Below are 22,558 nucleotides of genomic sequence, written 5' to 3' on the forward strand. Positions count from 1 at the left end.
GGGCATTCCGCGCATATCCATTTGATTTCCCATATTTTTGCGCCGCAACAAAAAGAGGCAACGGGTTCTGATTTTCAGAATTCATATATGGAAAAATAGAATTTTTCAAAAGGCGGAAAACGACCTAGCGTTTCCCCATCGGGAAAAGCAGGCGAGGGAAGAGACAGTGCGCGAGGTCGTCGACATCAATTGCGACATGGGCGAGGCCTTCGGCCGCTGGCGCGTCGGCGACACCGACGATGCCTCCCTGATGCCGCTGATCAGCTCGGCCAATATCGCGGCCGGTTTCCACGCCGGCGACCCGAACCTGATGGACCAGACCGTGCGGCTTGCCGCCGAACACGGCGTCGGCATCGGTGCCCATCCGGGCTACAACGACCTGCAGGGTTTTGGCCGCCGCAAGATCGCCGGCACGGCCCGGGAACTCGTCAACGACATCATCTACCAGGTCGGCGCCATCCGGGAATTCGCCCATCGCCACGGCGTGCGCCTGCAGCACGTCAAGCCGCATGGCGCGCTCTACATGGAGATGGCCGCCAATCCGGAACTGTCGCGGATCTTCGTGCAGTACATGCGTACCGTCGAGCCGAATGCCTACATCTTCTGCATGGGCGGCTCGGCCACCTGGCGCGCGGCCGGGGAGGCCGGCCAGCCGGTCGTGCGCGAATTCTATGCCGACCGGGACTACGACGACAGCGGCTCCATCGTCTTTACCCGCGATGCCGGCCGGCCCGATCCGGCGGCGATCGCCCGCAAGGTCCTGCGCGCCTGCAAGGAGGGCAAGGTCAGGACGGTGACGGGGAACGACATCGCCATCGACTTCGAGTCCATCTGCTTCCATTCCGACACGCTCGGCGCCTTCGACATCGTGCGCCAGATGCGCGAGGCGCTGGTGGGGGCGGGCATTCGCATTGCGCCGGTCTCGGACGTGGCCGGGCGCTGACGTCATAAAGTGGAGAGAGAACCATGAGCAAGATCGAGATCAGATCGCCCCTGCCGGGCACCTTCTACCGGGCATCCTCGCCGGACGTCCCGCCGTTCAAGGCGGATGGCGACGCCGTGGCGAGCGGCGATGCGATCGGGCTCATCGAGGTGATGAAGACCTTCCAGGAAGTGCCGGCCGGCGTCGAGGGCAGGAACATCACCTTCCTCGTCGACAACGAGGAGCCCGTCATGGCGGGCCAGGTCATCGCCGAGGTGGAGGCATGACCATCCGCTCGATCCTCGTTGCCAACCGCGGCGAGATCGCGGTGCGCATCATCCGGGCGGCCAGGGCGCTCGGCATCCACACCGTGCAGGTTCACAGCGCGGCGGATGCCGATATGCTGGCGGTCAAGCTCGCGGATGCCGCCGTCGACATCGGCTCGCCGGCGCCGAAGAAGTCCTATCTCAACATAGCGGCGGTGGTGGACGCGGCGAAGGCCGCCGGCGTCGATGCGGTGCATCCCGGCTACGGCTTCCTCTCGGAAAATGCCGATTTCGCCGATGCCGTCGAGGCGGCGGGCATGGTCTTCATCGGCCCGAAGGGCGACGCGATCCGCCTGCTCGGCGACAAGGTCGCGGCGCGGGAAGTCGCGGCGAAGGCCGGCGTGCCGACGGTGCCGGGCAGCGCAGGGCGCCTTTCGACGATTGAGGAAGCGCGGGCCGTGGCGGAAAGAACCGGCTTTCCGATCATGATCAAGGCGGCGGCAGGCGGCGGCGGCCGCGGCATCCGCATCGCGGCCGACCTTGCCGACCTGGAGCGCCATTTCCCGCAGGCCTCCGCCGAGGCGCTCGCCGCCTTCGGCGATGGCGGCCTCTATCTGGAGAAGGTCATCACCCGGGCGCGCCATGTCGAGGTGCAGATCCTCGGCGACGGGCAGGACTTCATCCATTGCTTCGAGCGGGAATGCTCGCTGCAGCGCCGCCGCCAGAAGGTGTGGGAGGAGGCGCCGTCCTTCCTGCTGCCGGCGGATGTGCGGGCGCGGCTTTGCGAGAGTGCCGTGGCGCTTGCCCGCGCGGTCGGCTATCGCGGCGCCGGCACGGTGGAATATCTCTATGACGAGGCGACGCGGGAATTCTACTTCATCGAGGTGAACACCCGCATCCAGGTCGAACATCCGGTGACGGAGATGATCACGGGCATCGACCTCGTCGAGGAGATGATCCGCATCGCCGGCGGCGCGCCGCTGTCGATCCGCCAGGCGGATGTCGCGGCCGAGGGCCACGCCATCGAATGCCGCATCAATGCGGAAGACCCTGCCAGGGGGTTCATGCCCGCGCCGGGAACGATCACGAGGCTCGTCGTGCCTGAGGGCGAGGGCATCCGCTTCGATACGATGCTCTACGAGGGCTACACGATCCCGCCCTTCTACGATTCGCTCGTCGGCAAGCTCGTCGTCTGGGCCGAGACGCGCGAGGCTTGCCTCGCACGGCTGAAGGGCGCGCTGGAGGGGCTGGCGATCGAGGGCATCCCGACGACGATCCCGCTGCATCTGGCGCTCGCCGCGGACGACAGCGTCCGGCGCGGGGCCTTCGACACCCGCTTCCTCGAACACTGGCTTGAAACCGAATTCGCCGCAAGGGCCGGCGCGACTGCGGAGGTTGCCTGATGAGCATCCGATACACATTTGGCGGCGACGAGCACCTCTTCGTCGAATGCAGCGAGGAGATGTCGCTCGAAGCCTTCTTCAAGAGCCTTTCCATGGCGAAGGGCGTGCGCGAGAGCGGCATCAGGGGCGTGACGGAGATCTGCCCGGCCAACGCCTCCTTTCAGGTGAAGTTCGATCCCGACCTCATCCATCCCGACGACATCCTGCGGGAAGTGAAGGCGATCGAGGGCGCGGCGGAAAAGGCCGAGCCCGTGCTGAAGACCCGCATCGTCGAGATCCCCGTCTTCTACAACGATCCCTGGACGCACGAGACGCTGATGCGCTTTCGCGAGCGCCACCAGGACCCGTCGGGCACCGACCTCGACTATGCCGCGCGCATCAACGGCTACGGCTCGGTCGAGGATTTCGTCGCCGCGCATTCCGGCTCGCCCTGGTTCGTCTCCATGGTCGGCTTCGTCGCGGGCCTGCCCTTCATGTACCAGATGGTCGAGCGAAAGCGGCAGATCCAGGTGCCGAAATACCTGCGGCCGCGCACGGACACGCCGAGGCTGACGGTCGGCCATGGCGGCTGCTTCGGCTGCATCTATTCGGTGCGCGGGGCGGGCGGCTACCAGATGTTCGGCATCACGCCCATGCCGATCTTCGACCCGGCGCAGACGACCAGTTATCTCCGCGATTTCATGGTCTTCTTCCGCCCCGGCGACATCGTCAAGTTCAAGCCGATCGATCGCGACGCCTATGACCAGGCGGTGGAGGATGTCGACCGGGGCCGTTTCGCCCCGCCCATCCGCGAGGTGCGGTTCGACCTCCGGGACTTCCAGAAGGATATCGACGGCACCAACGCCAAGCTGGAGGGCATGCTCCATGGCCATTAAGGTTCTCCACCACGGTCTTGCGACCACCGTCCAGGATCTCGGCCGGCCCGGCTATTTCCACCTCGGCATCCCCGTCGGCGGGGCGATGGACCGTTTCGCCATGCGCGCGGCGAATTTGCTGGTCGGCAATGACGAGGGCGCGGCAGGGCTCGAGGCCGTCTTCATCGGCCCCAAGCTGGAATTCACCGAGGATGCGCTGGTCGCCGTCACAGGTGCGGACATGCCGGCCAAGGTGGACAGTGTTGTCCAGCCCGGCTGGACGGCCTTCAAGGTGAAGGCGGGCCAGACGCTGACCTTCGACTTCCTGAAGTCCGGCGCGCGCATCTTGATCGCGGTCTCCGGCGGCATCGATGTGCCGGAAGCGCTCGGCAGCCGCTCGACCTATCCGATCGGCGCGCTCGGCGGCTACAAGGGCCGGCCGCTTGCCGCGGGCGACGAATTGCCGGTCGGGAAGGCAAGCCTTTCCAGCGAGGGAAGAACGGTGCCCGAGGCGCTGCGCCGCACGCCGGGCCTGCCGGCGGCGCTGCGCGTCGTGCCGGGCCTCTACTGGCATCGCCTGACCGAGGCGTCGCAGGAGAACTTCTTCGCCGACGAATGGAAGGTGGCGAACGAGGCCGACCGCATGGGTTATCGCTTCAAGGGCGGGCGCAAGCTGGATTTCGTCGCGCGCGACCAGCCCTTCGGGGCGGGTTCCGATCCGTCGAACATCGTCGACAGCTGCTATCCCTATGGCTCGATCCAGGTGCCCGGCGGCACGGAGCCGATCATCCTGCATCGCGACGCCGTCTCCGGCGGCGGCTATTTCATGGTCGGCACGGTCATCTCCGCCGACATGGACCTGATCGGCCAGCTCCAGCCCCACACGCCGACCCGTTTCGTCAAGGTGACGATGGAGGAGGCGCTGGCGGCCCGGAAGGCCCGGCAGGCGAGCCTCGCGCAGCTGCGCGAAGCGCTGGCATAGGGGGAGGGGCGATGCGACCGGCCACCGCGCTCAGGACGAGACATGGCCCGCCCGGCGGGGCGGGGTCATTGTCCATGCAGCGAGGGCGGCCTGGTCGTGGCGTTACGAGGCACCCCCCTCTGGCCTGCCGGCCATCTCCCCCTCAAGGGGGGAGATTGGATGGGGCACCGTTCCGCCAATCTCCAAAGTTGCTGGTTGCGCAAGGTTTTCGCCTCTTGCCGATCTCCCCCCTTGAGGGGGAGATGGCCGGCAGGCCAGAGGGGGGTGGATGGCATGATCCAGCCTCTTCCCAAGGGGCGGGCGGCCACCCTGCGATCCGCTGCTTCTCAATCCAGCACGGGCGTCAGATACGCTGCCGTGACGCCCGGCCCGGGGATGATCGCGACGATCTTCATCTGGGCGATGGTGCGGTTCAGCGAGGCCTCCAGATGGGTCTCCATCATCGAGACGGCCGCCTCCGTCGCCCCGCGCAGCAGAAGCTCGCCGACCAGCCGCAGCTCCGTGATGATCGCGGGATCGCCCGGCAGGCCGAGGCGGCGCAGCAGCCGGTCGGTGGCCGTGACGGGCAGGAGGTTGTTGCGCACGAGATCCTTCAGCCGCTCGTTGGGCGCGGCGAGCACGCAGCATTCGATGAATTCGGTCTGGATCGCCTCGCTTTCGCGCAGGGAGCCGGCGGCGCTCGCCTCCTCGGCGGCGCGCAGGCGCTTCAGCAGCGCCTCCAGCCGCGCCTGGTTGACGGCCCGCGCGCCAAGGCGGATCGCCGGCGGCTCCAGCATGGTGCGCAGCACGAAATGGTCTTTCACCGTCTGGGCGGTGAGCGGCCCGGCGATCCAGTGCGAGCTCTGGTTCTTGCGCACGAGCCCCCGCTCGCGCAGGCGCGTCAGCACGTCGCGCACCACGGTGCGGCTGACGTTGAAATGGGTGGCGAGCTCCATCTCGATGATGCGGTAGCGGCCGAACACCACGCAGCCGGCGACGTCCGCCTCGACCTGGTTGTAGATGCGCTCCCAGGAGGAGCGGCTTTGCAGCGCCTCGTCCGCATGGCGCGGCACGATGAGCCCGAGCGCCTTGATGTCCGTGCGGTTCGGCTCGATGCCGGCGCCCGGCGGGCCGACCAGGAAGCCGCGGCCGGAAAAGCGGTGCACCAGCCCCTCCGCCTCCAGCGCCTGCAGCGCCCTTTGCACCGGCGCGCGCGAGGTCTGCAGGATGTCGGCGATCGGGCCTTCCAGGAGCACCAGGCCGGGCGGCAGCGTGCCCGCCTCGATATTGCTGCGCAGCACGTCCTCGGCGATCGCATAGCGTCGCTGGGTGCCGGTGGCTGCCTGCTCGTCCTTCATGGGGTCCCTGATCCGTCGGCCTCGTGGAGGGCAGCACTCTGCCGCATTCTCCGCCGCAAGGAAAGGATGGCATAAATGATTATTGAATACAAAATTTGAAGATAGCCTAGACGGTTCTTCGAGCGTGAAAGAGGAGGGCGCGCTATCGCTGGTCGCGCCGCCATGGCGGTCCGGCCGCCGAATTTATTGGCGAAAGCGGTGAATTTTGCGCATAATGCGCGGAAATTCGCCAGAAGACGTGGGAAGTCCTGGTGCGAAGACGACGTCTCCGCGGCCGGAAATTCATGAGCAAAAGGCCGGGACGGCCCCGCGATAGAAATTTCTAAAAAGTCTATTGAATACAAAAATCATTTATGCCATGGTTTTGACAACAAGGCGCCCGGAAGAGGCGTCGGCAGTGGAACAAAACGAAATGCTCAGGATCGACGCTGCGCCGTGCATCTGACCGATGCGCGAACGGGAGCCTCTTGCCCTCTCCGAAGGCCTCTTCGTGCCCGGGGGTGCGGAGCCCCGTGCGCCGAGGGTCCTGGCCGGAACTGGTGGGAACGAAGGTGTCAGCCGTCCTCCAATTGAAGAATGTGCACAAGGCCTTTGCCGGCGTGCCGGCGCTTGCGGGCGTCGATGCGGCGCTCATGGACAATTCCTATGTCTCGCTGCTCGGGCCGTCGGGCTCGGGCAAGACGACGCTGCTGCGCGTCATCGCCGGCTTCGAGCAGCCGGACGGCGGGGAGATCCTCTTTGCCGGCAGGCGCATCGACGGCGTGCCGCCGCATGAGCGCGGCATCGGCTTCGTCTTCCAGAATTTCGCGCTCTTTCCGCATCTGAGCGTCGCGCAGAACATCGCCTTCGGCCTCGAGAACCGCGCCGTCGCCCCGGTGACGGACGCGAAGGCCGTCGCCGCCCGGGTGCGCGACATGATCGGCCTCGTCGGGCTCACGGGCCTCGAAGATCGCGCGGTCACGCAGATCTCCGGCGGCCAGAAGCAGCGCGTGGCGCTCGCCCGCACGCTGGTGACGGAGCCGAGCATGGTGCTGCTCGACGAGCCGCTCGGCGCGCTCGACGCCAACCTGCGCACGCGCATGCGCGGGGAGCTCCGCACCATCCGCGAGCGCTGCGGCGTCACCTTCCTCCACGTCACCGGCTCGGAGAGCGAGGCGCTCGCCATGGGCGACACCGTGCTGGTGCTCGACCGCGGCCGCATCGCGCAAGCGACGGATGCCGGCACGCTCTACAGTCGCCCGGCCTCCGCCGACGTCGCGCGTTTCCTCAATTGCTACAACATCTTTTCCGGCGCGGTCTCGGGCGATGTCTTCGAGAGCCCCGTCGGCCGCCTGGCGCTCGGCGGGGTGCGCCAGGCATCCGGCAGGCCGGCCTACGCCATCCGCTACGACCGTGTTGCGATCCGCCCGAGGGATGCGGCGGCCGCTGGCGACGAGGTGCGCATCGAGGCGAGCTTCGTCGCCAGCGAGTATTCCGGTGCGGCGATCAACTCCTTCTTCACGCTCGACGACGGCCGCGTCTTCGAGGTGGAGACGCATCTCAGCCATGCCGCGCCCGAGGCCTTCGAGGAGAAGGCCCGCTACGCCCTCGTCTGGAAACGGGAGGACGCCCTTGTCTTCGTTTGAGAACCCCGTCGCCGGTCCCGCCCCTGTCCACCCGGAGAATGAGAGATGACGATGGCCGCCACCAGCCATGACACGCCCGTCGAAACGGCGGCGCCTTCCACCCGCAGGCAGCCGGACCGCACCTATTGGCTGCTCGCCCCCGGCGTCCTGTGGATGCTGCTCTTCCTCGTGGCGCCCATCCTGATGATGGTCTACGTCTCCTTCTGGACGCAGACCACCTTCAAGATCGAGCCGACGCTGACGCTGAAGAGCTGGATCACCTTCTTCTCCTCCGACACCTATCTCGGCGCACTCTGGACGACGGTCCGCATCTGGCTGATCGTGCTCGTCTCCACCCTCCTCGTCGGCTATCCGGCGGCGCTCTTCGTCGGGCTCTTCGTCAAGAACAAGACGCTCTCGACGGCACTCCTGGTGCTCTGCGTCATCCCGTTCTGGACCTCCTTCCTCATCCGCGTGCTCGCCTGGCGGCCGATGCTCGGCAAGGAGGGCGCGATCAACATGATCCTGATGAAGCTCGGCATCGTCACCCAGCCGATCGAGGTGCTGCTGTTCTCCGAGCTCTCCGTCATCATCGGCATGACGCAGATCTACTGCGTCTTCATGGTCGGGCCGATCGCCTTCATGCTCGGCCGCATCGACCCTTCCGTCATCGAGGCGGCGCAGGATCTCGGGGCGAGCTTCTGGCGGATTTTCAGAACCATCATCCTGCCGCTCTCCATGCCGGGCGTGGTGGTGGGCGCGATCTTCGTCTCCGTGATGGTGCTCGGCGAGTTCGCCACCTCGGCCGCGCTTTCCGGCCGCAAGGTCAACCTCCTCGGCAACATCATCGTCACCCAGGTGGGGTCGCTGAAATGGGCCTTCGCCGCGGTTGCCGGCGTGGTGCTGACCATCCTGATGGGCGCGGTCGTCGCCGCGCTGCTCCGGGTCGTCGATCTCAGGAAGGAGCTCTGAGCCATGAACGCTTCCGGCATCAAGCTCGGCCTCGGCCTCTATACGACGCTGTTCATCGTCTTCCTCTACGGCCCGCTCGCCGTGCTCGCCATCCTCTCCTTCCAGACCGGGCCGGAAGGCGGGCCGCAGTTCCCGATCATCGAATGGTCGACCTACTGGTACAAGCACCTCTTCGGCCTCACCCCGCCCTCGCGCATCGCGCCGCTGCCGATCGAACAGGCGCTGGTGCGCTCGCTGGCGCTCGCCGTCATGACGATGATCGTCTCGACCGTGCTCGGCGTCACCGCCGCCCAGGCGTTCCGCAAGAGGTTCCGCGGCTCGGGCGTCGTCTTCTATCTCATCGTGCTCGGCATGATGGTGCCCGGCGTGCTCGTCGGCCTCGGCATGGCGCTGGTCGCCAACACGCTCGGCGTCGACCGCCACTGGTGGGGCACGGCCTTCGTGCTGCATGTCGTCTACACCTTCCCCTTCGCCTTCCTCGTCATGCTGGCGATCTTCAACCGCTTCGATCCGAGCGTGGAGGAGGCCGCCTGGTCGCTCGGCGTCACCCCGGCGCGCACCTTCCGCAAGATCACCTTCCCGCTGATCTTCCCCGGCGTTCTCTCGGCCATGCTCTTCGCCTTCACGCTCTCCTACGACGAGTTCTCGCGCACGCTCTTCGCCTCGGGCCGGGACCTGACGCTGCCGCTCGCCATCTACGGCACCTTCTCGGTGGAAGTGCATCCGAACGTCTTCGCCTTCGGCGTGCTGACCACGCTGTTCTCCTTCGCGCTGCTCGGCACCTATGCCGTGCTGATGGGCCTGTCGGTGCGCCGCGCCAAGCGCATGGCGATCCAGGAGGAGGCGTGATGGCGGGCGCTGCTCTTATCACCGGCGCAGGCTCCGGCATCGGCCGCGCCATCGCGCGAAAGCTCGCGGCGGACGGTTACGCCGTGACGGTCAACGACCTCTCGCCCGAGCGCGCCGAGGCGGTGGCGGACGAGATCCGCGCGACGGGCGGCAAGGCCGTCGCGGTGGCGGGCGATGTCTCCGGCGAGGCGGATGTCGCGGCCATCCATCTTGCCGCCGTCGCGGCGCATGGCGATGTCACGCTGCTCGTCAACAATGCCGGCATCGCCCATCAGGCGCTGTTCGAGAACCTCGATGTCCGCGATTTCGACCGCATGTTCGCCGTGCATGTGCGCGGCACCTTCCTGATGACCAGGGCCGTGCTGCCGGCGATGCTCTCCGCCGGGGCGGGCGGCATCGTCAACGTCGCCTCGCAGCTCGGCCAGATCGGCGGCGTCGAGCTCGTGCACTATTCCGGCGCCAAGGCCGCGATCATCGGCATGACCAAGGCGCTCGCCCGCGAGGTTTCCGCCCGCGGGGTACGGGTCAACGCCGTCGCGCCCGGCCCGATCAACACGCCGCTCGTCATGCAGCTTTCGGAGGACTGGCGGGCCGCCAAGCGGGCGGGCCTGCCGCTCGGCCGCTTCGGCGAGCCGGAGGAGGTGGCCGAGACCGTCGCCTTCCTCGCATCCCCCGCCGCCAGCCTCTTCGTCGGGCAGACGCTCGGGCCGAACAGCGGGGACGTGATGCTGTGACCCCGACGACGCTTGCCCATCGGATGGACCGGTCGCCGCACCTCCCCTTCTCCCCCACGGGGAGAAGGTGCCGGCAGGCGGATGAGGGGGATGCCGGAAGCAAGCATCCCCGCTGCAAAACCCCCTCATCCGACCCTTCGGGCCACCTTCTCCCCACGGGGGAGAAGGGCAGATGCGGCGATGTCCCGTCCCATGCGATCGCCCCCTTTTGACTTCGGAGACAGCCATGAGCGCAGACAAGAAACGCATCGTCATCGTCACAGGGGCCGGCATCGGCATCGGCGCGGCCACCGCGAAGGCGTTTGCGGCCCTGGGCGACCATGTGGTCGTCACCGACATTCTTGAAAGGGAAGGCCGGGAGACGGTGGCGGCGATCTCGGCCGCGGGCGGCGCGGCGGAGTTCCACCTCTATGACGTGCGCTCGACGAAGGCGACCGACGCGCTGGTCGCCGATGTCGAGGCGCGGCACGGCCGCATCGACGTCGTCGTCGCCAATGCCGGCATCGCGCACCGCACGAAGCTGGCCGACCTCACCGACGAGAAGTGGGACCTCACCTTCGACATCGACCTCAAGGGCATCTTCCGCCTCGTGCGGGCCGCAGCGCCCGGCATGCGCGCCCGCCGGTCGGGATCGGTCGTCGCGCTCTCCTCCATCATGGGCGTTGCCTATGGCTGGGACGAGCACGTGCACTATTCGGCGGCCAAATCCGGCGTCGTCGGCCTGGTGCGGGGCCTTGCCGTCGAGATGGCGCGCGACGGCGTGCGGGTGAACGGCATCGCGCCCGGCTACATCCGCACCGCGCAGCTTCTCTCGGAGGAGAACTCGCTCGGGCCCGCGGGGGCGGAGAAGGCGGCGGAGTTCATTCCGATGGGGCGGCTCGGGACCGGGGAGGACATCGCCGATGTCGCCGTGTTCCTCGCCTCCGACAGCGCGAGATACATGACCGGCCAGGTGCTGGTCGTGGATGGCGGCCTCCTGGTGGGCCGGTACTGAGCAATCCCGGCAAGCATGTGCAGCGGTTTATGCCCGGAATTGCAGACAAAAAGGAGCCGCGGGGCGGCTCCGGGGAACGATAACAACTGGAGAAGAGACATGTTCAAGTCGGAAATCAATCGCCGCTCGCTCCTCAAGCGCTCGGCCGGGGTGATGGCGCTGGCGATGGGCGGCGGCACGCCGTTCCTCTCCTCGCGCATGGCCTTCGCGCAGGCCGCTGACCTCGCCGGCCAGCAGCTGCGCACCATCGGCCTTTCCGTGACGGTGCAGGAGCGCATCCTCGAGGAGTTCAAGAAGGCCTCCGGCGTCGGCGGCACCTCGGGCACCGCCGCCACCTTCCCGGACGCGCAGACGAAGATCCTCTCGGGCTCGAAGGACTACGACTGCTGGGAGATCATCGCCGAGCGCCTGCCCTCCATCGTCATGACCGACAATGTCGAGACGATTCCGGCCGCCTCGCTGAAGAACTGGGCCAATATCCGTGACACCTTCACCACGGCGAGCGACAAGTGGGACCGCGCCGCGCAGATTGTCGGCCAGATTTGGGCGGACGAGGGCCAGACCGTGCTCAACATGGTGCCCGCCGTCTACAACTACGATTCCATCGGCTACAATCCGGATGTGCTCTCCGATGAGGAGGCCAACACCTGGACGGCGATCTTCGATGCGAAGTGGAAGGGCAAGTCGGGCCTCAACACCGACCCGCTCATCGCCTTCGGCCAGGCCATCATGGCGATGAACACGCTCGGCCTGTCGGATGTGAAGAACCCCGGCAACCCGACCGCCGCCGAGATCGACGAGGCCGCCGCCTTCCTCGTCTCCAAGAAGAAGGAAGGCCAGTTCCGCGCGCTCTGGGGCGATTTCGGCGAGCTGGTCAACCTGATGGCCTCGGGCGAGATGGTCGTCTGCGATGCCTGGCAGCCGGCCGTCATGGCCGTCAAGGCGCAGGGCAAGGCCTGCAAATACGCCGTGCCGAAGGAAGGCTATCGCGGCTGGGCGATCGGCCCGTCGATGATCGCCGGCACGGCCAACCGCGACGCCGTCATCGCCTATGCCGACTACTGGCTCTCGGGCGAGCCCGGCATCACGGTCTCCGAACAGGGCTATTATTCGCCCTCCACCAACATCAAGGACGTCATGTCCCCGGAGAAATACGCCTTCTGGTACGAGGGCAAGCCCTGGGTCGGCGCGGAGGAGCGCGGCATCAAGGAGGGGGACCTGCGCGACGGCGGCTCGCTGGAGGAGCGCGCGAAGAACGTCGCCTACTGGCACCAGTGGCCGGACGAATACGACCACCTCATCCAGAAGTGGGACGAGTTCCTCAACGCCTGATCCCAAGACGAAGGACCGGGGCGCGCGTGGCCCCGGTCCGCGACCGGAGATTTCCTGATGCTGTTCGACCTCGAACTCAACAATGTCGGCAAGGTCTATGACAATGGCACGCCCGCCGTCATCGACTTCAACCTGTCCGTCCGCAAGGGCGAGTTCATCGCCTTCCTCGGCCCGTCCGGCTGCGGCAAGACGACGACGCTGCGCATGATCGCCGGCTTCGAGGGCATTTCCTCCGGCGACATGCTGATCCGCGGCGAGCGGATGAACGACGTGCCGCCGCAGCGCCGCCCGACCTCGATGATCTTCCAGAACTACGCGCTCTTCCCGCATATGAGCGTGCGCCGCAATGTCGGCTACGGGCTGGAGGTCAAGGGTGTTCCCAAGGGCGAGCGCGAGGCGAAGGTCGACCGCATCCTTGCGACGCTCGGCCTTGAGGACATCGCCGAGCGCAAGCCGGAGAAACTCTCCGGCGGCCAGCGCCAGCGCATCGCGCTCGCCCGCGGCCTCGTCGTCGAGCCGGATATCCTGCTGCTCGACGAGCCGCTCGGCGCGCTCGACGCCAATCTGCGCAAGGCCATCCAGAACGAGCTGAAGCTCCTGCAGAAGAGCCTCGGCGTCACCTTCATCTTCGTCACGCACGCCCAGTCGGAGGCGCTGGCGCTCTCCGACCGCATCGTGGTGATGAACCAGGGCCGCGTCGAGCAGGTGAGCCCGCCGCACCAGCTCTACACCCGCCCGAACACGCCCTTCGTCGCGCAGTTCATCGGCCGCAACACCGTGCTTGCGGGCGAGGTCGCCGGCAGCGAGGGCGAGGACGTGGTGGTGACGACGGGCATCGGCACGCTGTCCGGCCGCGCCAACGGCGCGCTCGCCGAGAAGGGCCGCGTCAATCTCGTCGTGCCGGCCGAGGCGATCGAGGTGCATGCGGCGGGCGAGGGGGCGCTGTCCGGCGCGAAGAACCGGGTGGACGCCCGCATCGAGCGCTCCGAGGTCGTCGGCCATATCGCGCATCTGACGGCGCGGCTTCAGGACGGGCGGGTGGTCGCGCTCGAAGCCCATGTCGACAAGTACCGCCCGGGCGCGTTCCCGGCCGGAACCCCCGTTCTTTTGAGCTGGAACCCCGCCGAGGCGACGGTCATCCCGGCCCATTGATCCTTTTTTGAGGGAACCAAGGAGATACAAAATGGCAAAAGAGATTTTGTGCAGTTTCGGCGTCGACGTCGACGCGGTGGCCGGATGGATCGGCTCCTATGGCGGCGAGGATTCGCCGGATGACATCTCGCGCGGCATCTTCGCCGGCGAGGTCGGCAGCCTGCGCCTCCTCAAGCTCTTCGAGCGGTTCGGCGTCAAGACGACCTGGTTCATCCCCGGCCACTCGATCGAGACCTTTCCCGAGCAGATGCAGGCCGTCGCCGAGGCCGGCCATGAGATCGGCATCCACGGCTATACCCACGAGAACCCCATCGCCATGACGCGCGAGCAGGAGACGGAGGTGCTCGACAAGAGCATCGATCTCGTCTCGAAACTCTCGGGCAAGCGCCCGACCGGCTATGTCGCGCCGTGGTGGGAGTTCTCCAACGTCACCAACGAGTTGCTTCTGGAGCGGGGTATCAAGTACGACCACTCGCTGATGCACAACGACTTCACGCCCTATTACGTGCGCGTCGGCGACAGCTGGACCAAGATCGACTATTCGAAGAAGCCGTCGGACTGGATGGTGCCGCTGAAGCGCGGGCACGAGACCGACCTCATCGAGATCCCGGCCTCCTGGTATCTCGACGACCTGCCGCCGATGATGTTCATCAAGAAATCGCCGAACAGCCACGGCTTCGTCAATCCGCGGCATCTGGAGGAGATGTGGCGCGACCAGTTCGACTGGGTCTATCGCGAGATGGACTATGCCGTCTTCCCGATCACCATCCACCCCGACGTCGCCGGCCGGCCGCAGGTGCTGATGATGCTGGAGCGGCTTTATGCGCATATGATCAAACATCCGGGCGTGAAGTTCGTGACGATGGACGAGATCGCGGATGATTTTGCGCGGCGGTCGCCGCGGAAGAAGTAGGGGCGAGCACCCCCCTCTGGCCTGCCGGCCATCTCCCCCCCAAGGGGGGAGATTGGCAGGGGGCGGGACTCCTGATCCAAGAGCGACGTTGGAGATGGGCGAAACGGTGCTCCATCCGATCTCCCCCCTTGAGGGGGAGATGGCCGGCAGGCCAGAGGGGGGTGCACCAAGGAAGAAAGGACGAAACCCCATGTGCTCCCTATGCGGTGTCATCGGCGGAGACCAGCACTGGACGGACGCGGCCGCGCGGCCGGGCGTCTACACGCGCAATGTCGAGCGGCTCGACCGGCGGCGCGAGCGCGCCCGGCGGGTGACAGCTGTCAACCGCGTGCTCGCCGCCTTCGGCATGGGCCTTTCCGACTGGCAGGGCTCGTCCTTCGTGCTGGCGACGCGCACCGGCAAGAGCGAGATGATCGAGGACCTCGGCCACCTCTGGCCGGCCGCCGAGCGCCTTGCCGGCCGTCCCTGCGATCCACTCGATCCCGTGCTGATCGCGCGCATGGAGAGCGTAAGCGATGGCTGACATTCCCGCCTTCACGCCCGTCCATCTGCTGACCGGCTTCCTCGGCTCGGGCAAGACCACGCTGCTGAAGCGCCTGCTTGCCGATCCGGCGCTCGCCGATACCGCCGTCATGATCAACGAATTCGGTGCGGTCGGCCTCGACCATCATCTCGTCGAGCGCATCGACGACACCATGGTGCTGCTGCAGTCGGGCTGCGTGTGCTGCACCGTGCGCGGCGAGCTGGCCGAGGCGCTGCGCGATCTGCATTCGAAGCGCGAACGCGGCCTCGTGCCGCCCTTCACCCGCGTCGTCATCGAGAGCACGGGCCTTGCCGATCCCTTCCCGGTGCTCTCGACGCTGAAATCCGATCCCGTGCTGCGCCATCATTTTCGCGCCGGCAGCGTGGTGACGACCGTCGATGCCGTCAACGGCCTCGCCCAGCTCGACACCTATGTCGAATCGAACCGGCAGGCGGCCATCGCCGACCGCATCGTCGTCACCAAGGCGGATCTTTGCCCGGGCAATGCCGCTCTGGTGCGCCTGCTTTCGCGGCTCGCCGAACTCAACCCGGACGCGGTTCGCCACATCGCGGCGGCCGACGGGCCGGGCGCCGACGCGCTCTTCGGCGATGACACGGCGCAGCGCGCGGCAAGACTGCAATCGGCGAGCGGCTTCTACTGCGATGCCCCCGCCGGTCTGGTGACGGCGGACGGCACGCCGCACCAGGCGGCCATCTCCTCCTTCGTGATCACCGTCGATACCCCGGTCGACTGGACCGGCTTCGGCGTCTGGCTCACCATGCTGCTCAACCGCCACGGCGAGCGCGTGCTGCGGGTGAAGGGCATGCTCGACATCGCGGGCGAGGACCGGCCGGTGGCGGTGCATGGCGTGCAGCATCTCGTCCATCCGCCCGTGCATATGGACGCCTGGCCGGCGGGGGAGCGCTCCTCGCGCATCGTCTTTATTGTTGACGGTCTCGATCCGAACCTGTTGAAACGGTCCTTCAACGCCTTCGCGCTTGCCGGGAAGGCCGCAGACAGTCCGCAGCCAGAGGCAGCCGCACCGGTTCGCAACGCCCAGAGCCCTTGATGAACAAGCATTCCCCGAAACCGGAACCGGCAGCACCGGCCGTCCATACGGCCGGCAAGCCGAAGCTGCGCGTGCTCGGCACGGCCATCTCGCTTCTGGAGGAGCTGCGCGTGAAGGCCGAGGCCGATCTCGGCATCGAGGTCAGCTTCGACAACAACGATTTCATCGTCACCCAGCACAAGGCCGCGCAGGAGCCCGACCGCTACGACATCTACGACCAGTGTTTCCACAATCTCGACATCGTCTGGTACTGGCGCGCCATCCAGCCGATCGAGATTGCCCGCATTGCGCTCTGGGACGAGATCAACGACCTGACGAAGACCGGCCAGATCGGCCCGAGCGCCCGCATGGGCCAGGGCGACGTGCCGGCGCGCAAGCTCTATGTCCAGCCGAGCCTCGCGCTCGGCGACACGCCGACCGGCCGGATCTCCATGTTGCCGACGACGCACAATTTCGACAGCTTCGCCTATCGCAGCGATGCCGCCGATCCCCTTGCGCCGATGAACAGCTGGGCCGCGCTGCTCGACGAACGCTGGAGCGGCCGCGCCGCGCTCGTCGACGAGCCGGCGATCGGCATTTTCGATGCCGCGCTCGCCGCGCAGGCGGCCGGCCTGATGAGCTTCGGCAATATCGGCAACATGACGGTGGCGGAGATCGACGAGCTGATGGATATCCTGGAGGCGCGGCGCAAGGCGGGCTTCTTCCGGGGGTTCTGGCGCACGGCGGAAGAGGCCGCGGGGCTGATGGTGGCCGGCGAAACCGACATCCAGAGCATGTGGTCGACGGGCATCGGCATCCTCAACGGCCGGGGCTTTCCCGTCGAGCAGGCGACCCCGGTGGAGGGCTATCGCGCCTGGCACGGTGGCCTGTGCCTTTCCCGGCGGCTTTCCGGCCGCATGCTCGATGTCGCCTACGACTATCTCAACTGGTGGATTTCCGGCTGGCCGGGCGCGGTCGTCGCCCGGCAGGGCTACTATATCTCCACCCCGGAGCGCTCGCGCCGCTACATGAGCGCCGCCGAGTGGGACTACTGGTATGAAGGCCTCGCCGCGCGGGAGGACCTGCCGGGTCCCGACGGCGCCGTCCGCGTCAAGCGCGGTGCGGTGCGCAGCGGCGGTTCCTACTGGCAGCGCGCCAACGGCATCGCCGTCTGGAACACGACCATGGATGAACACAACTATCTCGTCCGCCGCTGGATGCAGCTCGTCGGGCGCGCAGAGAAGGACATTTGACGATGACGACAGAGCCGCGGTCGATCGCCCAGCTTTCCGTGCTCCTGCAATCGGGCGCGCTCGATCCCGTCGCGCTCGCCGAAGAGACGCTTGCCGCCATCCGGTCCCATCCGGACGCCGCGATCTTCACCGTTCTTCTGGAGGAGCGGGCGAAGGCGGAAGCGGAGGCCGCGCGGCGGCGCCTGCGCGAAGGGCGCTCGCGCGGCGTGCTGGACGGCGTGCCGATCGCCTGGAAGGACCTTTTCGATATCGCGGGCCTGCCGACCACCGCCGGCTCGCGCGTGCTGAAGGATGCGGCGCCCGCAGGCCGCGACGCGGCCGTGGTGCAGGCGCTCGCCGGCGCCGGCATGGTCAGCGTCGGGCGGGTGAACATGAGCGAGTTCGCCTTTTCCGGCCTCGGCATCAATCCGCACTACGGCACGCCGCGCAACCCGGCCTCGCCGGCCGGCGAGCACCGCATTCCGGGCGGCTCCTCGTCCGGCTCGGGCGTCGCGGTCGCCGCGGGGCTCGTGCCCGTCTCCATCGGCACCGATACCGGCGGCTCGGTGCGCATCCCCGCCGCCTTCAACGGCATCGTCGGCTACAAGGCGACGCGCGGGCGCTATGCCATGGACGGCGTGTTCCCGCTGGCCAAAAGCCTCGATTCGCTCGGCCCGCTCTGCCGCACCGTGCAGGATGCGGTGTGGATCGACGCCGCCATGCGCGGGCAGGCGGCCGCCGGCCCGCTGCCGCGCCTCAGCCCCGCCGATCTCTCCTTCGTCATTCCCGAGACCGTGTTCTTCGACGGGGCCGAGCCGGAGGTCGCCGCCGCCTTCGAAGCGTCCGTCGAGCGGCTGGCGCGGGCGGGCGCCCGCATCCGCCGGCAGGCCTTCCCGGAATTCTCCGCGGTCTTCGACGTGATGGCGCGGCACGGCGCGCTGGTGACCGCCGAGGCCTTCGCGCTCCACCGCGCGCGCATCACCGGCCCGGCGGCGGCCGAAATGGATCCCCGCGTCGTCAAGCGCACGCTTCTCGGCGAGAAGATCGCGCTGTCCGACTATCTCGAAACGCTGGCCGCCCGCGAAAGGCTGACGGCCGCCTTCGAGGCGCGGCTCGGCACGCAGGATATCCTCATCAGCCCGACGCTTCCCCATGTCGCCCCGGCGGTCCAGCCGCTGCTCGACGACGAGGACCTGTTCTTCCAGACCAACGGCAAGACGCTGCGCAACACGCTCGTCGGCAATTTCCTCGACTGGTGCGGCGTCTCGCTGCCCTGCGGCACGGGGGCCGACGGCATGCCCGTCGGGTTCCTTCTCTCGCGGCCGAAGGACAGCGACGAGCGGGTCCTTGCCGCCGCCGCCGCGGTGGACGGCTGGCTTCGCTAGGGCGCAGCCGAAGCGGCATCGCTCCGGCGTGCCCGTCACGGCTCCCGCATCAGGCGGCGGGCGATCATCCTGGCGATCGGGATGGCGGAGGTGGCGGCGGGGGAGGGCGCGTTGCAGACATGCAGCATGCGTTCCGTCTCGACGAACAGGAAGTCGTGGATGAGGGCGCCGTCCCTCCCCACCGCCTGGGCGCGGATGCCGGCCTCGTGCGGCAGGAGGTCGGCAAGCTTGAGGCCCGGGCAGTATTTCCGGCATTGCGCGAGATAACCCGGTTTCCAGAGCGAGTTGCGCAGCTCCGTCACGGCCGATTTCCGGTTGGCGAACACGGTCTTCCAGAAGCCGGGGAACAGCGCGTAGTCGGCCATGTCGGACAGGTTGACGGAAAGGCGTGGATAGCCCTCGCGGGCAAAGCCGATCACGGCATTGGGCCCGACCGTCACGCTGCCGTCGATCATCCGCGTCAGGTGGACGCCGAGGAAGGGCAAGGCGGGATCGGGGACGGGATAGATCAGGTGGCGGACGATGTCGTTCCTGTCGGCGGGCAGGCGGTAATATTCGCCGCGGAAGGGCACGATGCGATGCGTGATCGACAGGCCGGCGAGAAGGGCGAGCCGGTCAGACTGGAGGCCGCCGCAGACCACCAGCTTGCGCGCCTGCCAGCTTTCGCCGTCCGACCCGATGGTCACCGCGTCCGGTGCCTCGCGAAGGCCGGTCACGCGGGTGGACAGGCGGATCTCTCCGCCGAGGGCCGCAATGCGGCGTCCCATGGCCTCGCACATCTCGGCATAGCTGACGATGCCGGTCGAGGGCACGAAGAGCGCCCCGCGGCCGCGGATATTCGGCTCGCGTTCCTTCAATTCGTCCGCGCCGAGGCGGTGCACCTCGATCGTGTTCTGCCTCGAGCGTTCGTAAAGCGCGTCCATGCGCTGCATTTCGAGATCGGAGGTGGCGACGAGAAGCTTGCCGCAGGTCTCGAAGCGGATGCCGTTCTCGGCGCAGAAGGCCTTGGTGGCGGCGGCGCCCTCGCGGCACAGCTCGGCCTTCAGGCTGCCGGGCGGATAGTAGATGCCGGCATGGATGACGCCGCTGTTGTGGCCGGTCTGGTGCCGGCCGAGCGCCGCCTCCTTCTCCAGGAGGACCAGGCTGCTGCCGGGACGATCCTCCAGAAGCCGCATGGCCGTTGCCAGCCCGACGATGCCGCCGCCGATGACGCAGTAATCGTATTTCATGTGTCTTGCCTCTCGGCGGCGGACTATGCGCCAACCGCCCGGCATCCGCCATAGCCCCACGCCATTCCGTGATCCTGCCCCGTTGAAGGCGGGCCATTGCCTATGGAAGGAAACCGCTGCCTTCTTCCCCTTCTCCCCCGCGGGGAGAAGGTGCCGGCAGGCGGATGAGGGGGGGTGTCGAAGGCGCAAACGATCCGCATGAGCCACCCCCTCATCCGACCCTTCGGGCCACCTTCTCCCCGCGGGGGAGAAGGGGGTGGGGCAACGGTTTCCCTCCATAGGCGATGACCCTGCGTTGCACCGGAACCGCGGGAGGGGATAAGAAACTGCGATCGCCTTCCTATATGGAGCAAGGTGCATCCGGCAGGCCGGATGCGTTCGCGCAAAGACAAGGATTGATTCATGACCGAGAAATCCCCTGCCGACAATTTCCCCGCCGGCTACGAGCCCCCGAAGGTATGGACCTGGGAAAAGGGCAATGGCGGCGCCTTCGCCAATATCAACCGCCCCATTGCCGGCCCGACGCACGACAAGGACCTGCCGGTCGGCAAGCATCCCCTGCAGCTCTATTCGCTTGCCACGCCCAACGGCGTGAAGGTCACGATCATGCTGGAGGAGCTTCTGGCCGCGGGCCACGCGGGCGCCGAATACGATGCCTGGCCCATCCGCATCGGCGATGGCGACCAGTTCGGCTCCGGCTTCGTCGCGGTCAATCCGAATTCCAAGATCCCGGCGCTGATGGACCACGCGCCGGCGGGCGGCGGCGCGCCGGTGCGCGTCTTCGAATCCGCCTCCATCCTGCTCTATCTCGCCGAGAAGTTCGGCGCCTTCCTGCCGAGCGCGCTGCGCGCCCGCACGGAAACCTTCAACTGGCTGTTCTGGCAGATGGGCTCGGCGCCCTTCCTCGGCGGCGGCTTCGGCCATTTCTATGCCTATGCGCCGATGCGCATCCAATATGCCATCGACCGCTATGCGATGGAGGTGAAGCGCCAGCTCGACGTGCTCGACCGGCATCTGGCGGACAACCTGTTCATGGCCGGCGACGACTACACGATCGCCGACATGGCCATCTGGCCGTGGTACGGCAACCTCGCGCTCAACCAGGCCTATGGCGATGCCGGCACCTTCCTCGATGTCCGGAGCTACGGCAACGTCCAGCGCTGGACGGCCGAGATCGCGGCCCGCCCGGCGGTCAGGCGCGGCCGCATGGTGAACCGGTTGAGCGGCGATCCGTCCGAGCAGCTGCACGAACGCCACGACGCCGCCGACTTCGACACGAAGACGCAGGACAAGCTGGAGGCGAACGGGACCGCATAGAGCGATCAGGCCCGCCGTCGCCGCGCCATCAAGAGGAGGGCCAGCACGGCGCACAGGAGGCCGAGCGCGGCCGGCAGGCCCTGGTGGCCGATCAGCTGCATGGCGAGGCCCGTCGCGGGCGAGCCGGTCATGCCGCCGATGCCCCAGACGAGGGCGAAGGCGGCATTGCCGGCGATCAGCGCCTGGCCGGTGAAGCGCTCGCCAAGCTGGATCAGCGCCATGGTGTAGATGCCGAACGAGACCCCGCCCCAGACGAAGAGCAGCGGCCAGACGGGCCAGGCGGCAAAGGCCTGCGGCAAAAGCAGGCAGAAGAAAAGCGCGGCAAGCGCACAGGCCAGCATGGTGCGCGCCGCCCCGCAGCGCTCGGCGATGCGCCCGAGCACGACCTGCAGCACGGCGTTGCCGGCGATGAACACGGTGATGAGCGCGGCGATGCGGGCCTCGCCGCTGCCGAGCGCCGCGCCATAGACCGCAAAGAGCGACACGAAGGTCTGCTCGAAGGCCGCCGCGGTGAAGACCGCGAAGAGGAGGAGCGGCGCGCGCGAGAAAATGCCGCCGACCGATGCCGTTTCGCCTTCCCGCGGCAGGTCCGGCAGGCGCCGGGCGACGGCGAAAACGATCAGGCTGCAGAGGACGAAGGCGGTGATGCCGACGAGGAACGGCGCCCAGCCCGCCGTGCCCACAAGGCCGAGCGACAGCGGGCCGATGGCGAAGCCGCCCGAGACGACCGAGGAATAGAGGCCGAGGATGCGGCCGCGGCGCGGGGCGGGCGTGAGCGCGATCAGCCAGGTCTCGCTGATCACATAGAGCGGATTGGCGAAGACGCCGAGGAGAAGACGCAGCGGCATCCAGGCCCGCACGTCCTGCACGAGCCCGATGGCCGCAAGCGTGAGCGCGGCGAGGAGCGCACACAGGACCGCCAGCCGCGCCGCGCCGACGCGCCGCGCGAGCGCCGGAATGAGCGGCGCCGAGACGATGAAGCCGAGCGGCGTCATGGCGGCCGACAGGCCGATGAGGCCGGGCGTCGTGCCCTGCCGTTCCAGGATGAAGCTGAGCAGCGGATAGGTCAGCCCCTGCGCCAGGGCGAAGACCGAGACGGTCGCGATGATGCCGGCCATCGCGGCCCACGGAATGCCGCGCTCCTCACCTGCTGTCGTGCTTTCGGCCGTCATGCAAACCTCGACATGGTCCCGTCTTATACCTGCCAGAACGGCTTGGCGATCTCCGCGGCGACCTCGTCGCGCGTGAGACCGATATCGTCGATCAGGTGCGGGGTCTCCGCCGCCTTGCGCGCGAGGTCCCAGCGAAAGCGCAGGCGGGCGTCCCAGGCGGCCAGAAGCGCGCCGAGGTTTGCAAGGCCGGGCGGGGCGGGCAGTCTTGCCGTGCGAATGTGGGTCATGGCAACCTCCATCGGATTTTCGGGGAAAACCCGGTCCTGAAGGCTGGATTGTGCGGGAGGCGGACGGGAACCGTCCTTAAACCTTCCCAAAAAGTTCTCAAAAACTTCCAA

The 22,558-nt window shown here is 67.5% G+C and carries 22 protein-coding genes; 18 read left to right on the forward strand and 4 right to left on the reverse strand.

Features of this window, described 5'->3' with window-relative positions:
* Nucleotides 1–166 precede the first annotated feature (166 nt).
* The 5 genes from MUU56_RS20380 to MUU56_RS20400 are packed head-to-tail and all read left to right on the forward strand — an operon-like array spanning nucleotide 167 to nucleotide 4,427.
* The gene (locus MUU56_RS20380) at nucleotides 167–943 is read left to right on the forward strand and encodes a 5-oxoprolinase subunit PxpA (protein WP_244769113.1); all 777 of its coding nucleotides are present in this window, start codon (nucleotides 167–169) and stop codon (nucleotides 941–943) included.
* 23 nt (nucleotides 944–966) lie between these two features.
* Nucleotides 967–1,209: an acetyl-CoA carboxylase gene (locus tag MUU56_RS20385; protein ID WP_244769114.1), complete on the forward strand. Its 243-nt coding sequence runs from the start codon at nucleotides 967–969 to the stop codon at nucleotides 1,207–1,209.
* On the forward strand, nucleotides 1,206–2,591 hold the full coding sequence (locus MUU56_RS20390; protein WP_244769115.1) for an acetyl-CoA carboxylase biotin carboxylase subunit: 1,386 nt from the start codon (nucleotides 1,206–1,208) through the stop codon (nucleotides 2,589–2,591). The genes MUU56_RS20385 and MUU56_RS20390 overlap by 4 nt, the downstream gene beginning before the upstream one ends.
* Nucleotides 2,591–3,466, forward strand: coding sequence for a 5-oxoprolinase subunit B family protein (locus tag MUU56_RS20395; protein WP_244769116.1), 876 nt, complete (start codon nucleotides 2,591–2,593; stop codon nucleotides 3,464–3,466). The genes MUU56_RS20390 and MUU56_RS20395 overlap by 1 nt, the downstream gene beginning before the upstream one ends.
* Nucleotides 3,456–4,427, forward strand: a complete 972-nt coding sequence (locus MUU56_RS20400; protein ID WP_244769117.1) for a 5-oxoprolinase subunit C family protein — start codon at nucleotides 3,456–3,458, stop codon at nucleotides 4,425–4,427. The genes MUU56_RS20395 and MUU56_RS20400 overlap by 11 nt, the downstream gene beginning before the upstream one ends.
* Nucleotides 4,428–4,753: 326 nt before the next feature.
* Here MUU56_RS20400 and MUU56_RS20405 read toward each other — a convergent pair whose 3' ends face one another.
* Nucleotides 4,754–5,764 carry a GntR family transcriptional regulator gene (locus tag MUU56_RS20405; RefSeq protein ID WP_133034877.1) on the reverse strand — a complete coding sequence of 337 codons (1,011 nt, stop codon included), beginning with the start codon at nucleotides 5,762–5,764 and terminating at the stop codon, nucleotides 4,754–4,756.
* Nucleotides 5,765–6,315: 551 nt separating this feature from the next.
* Between MUU56_RS20405 and MUU56_RS20410 the strand changes: the two genes are divergently transcribed.
* The 12 genes from MUU56_RS20410 to MUU56_RS20465 all read left to right on the forward strand — a co-directional run bounded on the left by MUU56_RS20410 (nucleotide 6,316) and on the right by MUU56_RS20465 (nucleotide 18,502).
* Nucleotides 6,316–7,389 (forward strand): ABC transporter ATP-binding protein, encoded by a 1,074-nt coding sequence (locus MUU56_RS20410; RefSeq protein WP_244769118.1) that lies wholly within the window; start codon nucleotides 6,316–6,318, stop codon nucleotides 7,387–7,389.
* Between the two features lie 45 nt (nucleotides 7,390–7,434).
* Entirely contained in the window at nucleotides 7,435–8,340 is a 906-nt protein-coding gene (locus MUU56_RS20415; protein WP_064333784.1) for an ABC transporter permease, read from the forward strand.
* Between the two features lie 3 nt (nucleotides 8,341–8,343).
* On the forward strand, nucleotides 8,344–9,189 hold the full coding sequence (locus MUU56_RS20420) for an ABC transporter permease (protein ID WP_244769119.1): 846 nt from the start codon (nucleotides 8,344–8,346) through the stop codon (nucleotides 9,187–9,189).
* A complete protein-coding gene (locus MUU56_RS20425; protein ID WP_244769120.1) occupies nucleotides 9,189–9,923 on the forward strand; it encodes an SDR family NAD(P)-dependent oxidoreductase in 735 nt (244 codons plus the stop codon). Before MUU56_RS20420 ends, MUU56_RS20425 begins: the two co-directional genes overlap by 1 nt.
* Nucleotides 9,924–10,149: 226 nt before the next feature.
* Entirely contained in the window at nucleotides 10,150–10,917 is a 768-nt protein-coding gene (locus MUU56_RS20430; RefSeq protein WP_244769121.1) for an SDR family NAD(P)-dependent oxidoreductase, read from the forward strand.
* 99 nt (nucleotides 10,918–11,016) lie between these two features.
* Nucleotides 11,017–12,249: an ABC transporter substrate-binding protein gene (locus MUU56_RS20435; RefSeq protein ID WP_064333788.1), complete on the forward strand. Its 1,233-nt coding sequence runs from the start codon at nucleotides 11,017–11,019 to the stop codon at nucleotides 12,247–12,249.
* Nucleotides 12,250–12,306: 57 nt separating this feature from the next.
* The gene (locus tag MUU56_RS20440) at nucleotides 12,307–13,401 is read left to right on the forward strand and encodes an ABC transporter ATP-binding protein (protein WP_244769122.1); all 1,095 of its coding nucleotides are present in this window, start codon (nucleotides 12,307–12,309) and stop codon (nucleotides 13,399–13,401) included.
* A 31-nt stretch (nucleotides 13,402–13,432) separates the two neighbouring features.
* Nucleotides 13,433–14,314, forward strand: a complete 882-nt coding sequence (locus MUU56_RS20445) for a polysaccharide deacetylase family protein (protein WP_244769123.1) — start codon at nucleotides 13,433–13,435, stop codon at nucleotides 14,312–14,314.
* Between the two features lie 190 nt (nucleotides 14,315–14,504).
* Nucleotides 14,505–14,837, forward strand: coding sequence for a hypothetical protein (locus MUU56_RS20450; protein WP_244769124.1), 333 nt, complete (start codon nucleotides 14,505–14,507; stop codon nucleotides 14,835–14,837).
* On the forward strand, nucleotides 14,830–15,906 hold the full coding sequence (locus tag MUU56_RS20455; protein WP_244769125.1) for a CobW family GTP-binding protein: 1,077 nt from the start codon (nucleotides 14,830–14,832) through the stop codon (nucleotides 15,904–15,906). Before MUU56_RS20450 ends, MUU56_RS20455 begins: the two co-directional genes overlap by 8 nt.
* The gene (locus MUU56_RS20460) at nucleotides 15,906–17,138 is read left to right on the forward strand and encodes an ABC transporter substrate-binding protein (protein WP_244769126.1); all 1,233 of its coding nucleotides are present in this window, start codon (nucleotides 15,906–15,908) and stop codon (nucleotides 17,136–17,138) included. Before MUU56_RS20455 ends, MUU56_RS20460 begins: the two co-directional genes overlap by 1 nt.
* A gap of 2 nt (nucleotides 17,139–17,140) precedes the next feature.
* On the forward strand, nucleotides 17,141–18,502 hold the full coding sequence (locus tag MUU56_RS20465; RefSeq protein ID WP_244769127.1) for an amidase: 1,362 nt from the start codon (nucleotides 17,141–17,143) through the stop codon (nucleotides 18,500–18,502).
* A 35-nt stretch (nucleotides 18,503–18,537) separates the two neighbouring features.
* On the opposite strand, the gene lhgO is transcribed toward MUU56_RS20465, so the two are convergent.
* Entirely contained in the window at nucleotides 18,538–19,731 is a 1,194-nt protein-coding gene (lhgO, locus tag MUU56_RS20470; protein WP_244769128.1) for an L-2-hydroxyglutarate oxidase, read from the reverse strand.
* 402 nt (nucleotides 19,732–20,133) lie between these two features.
* Between lhgO and yghU the strand changes: the two genes are divergently transcribed.
* A complete protein-coding gene (yghU, locus tag MUU56_RS20475; protein WP_244769129.1) occupies nucleotides 20,134–21,048 on the forward strand; it encodes a glutathione-dependent disulfide-bond oxidoreductase in 915 nt (304 codons plus the stop codon).
* 5 nt (nucleotides 21,049–21,053) lie between these two features.
* On the opposite strand, the gene MUU56_RS20480 is transcribed toward yghU, so the two are convergent.
* On the reverse strand, nucleotides 21,054–22,220 hold the full coding sequence (locus MUU56_RS20480; RefSeq protein ID WP_244769130.1) for an MFS transporter: 1,167 nt from the start codon (nucleotides 22,218–22,220) through the stop codon (nucleotides 21,054–21,056).
* A gap of 23 nt (nucleotides 22,221–22,243) precedes the next feature.
* Complete coding sequence (locus MUU56_RS20485) at nucleotides 22,244–22,447, reverse strand: DUF1127 domain-containing protein (RefSeq protein WP_244769131.1); 204 nt, start codon at nucleotides 22,445–22,447, stop codon at nucleotides 22,244–22,246.
* Nucleotides 22,448–22,558 lie beyond the last annotated feature (111 nt).

This window comes from Shinella yambaruensis, assembly GCF_022899355.1.
In the GTDB taxonomy this organism is placed as follows: Bacteria; Pseudomonadota; Alphaproteobacteria; order Rhizobiales; family Rhizobiaceae; genus Shinella; species Shinella yambaruensis.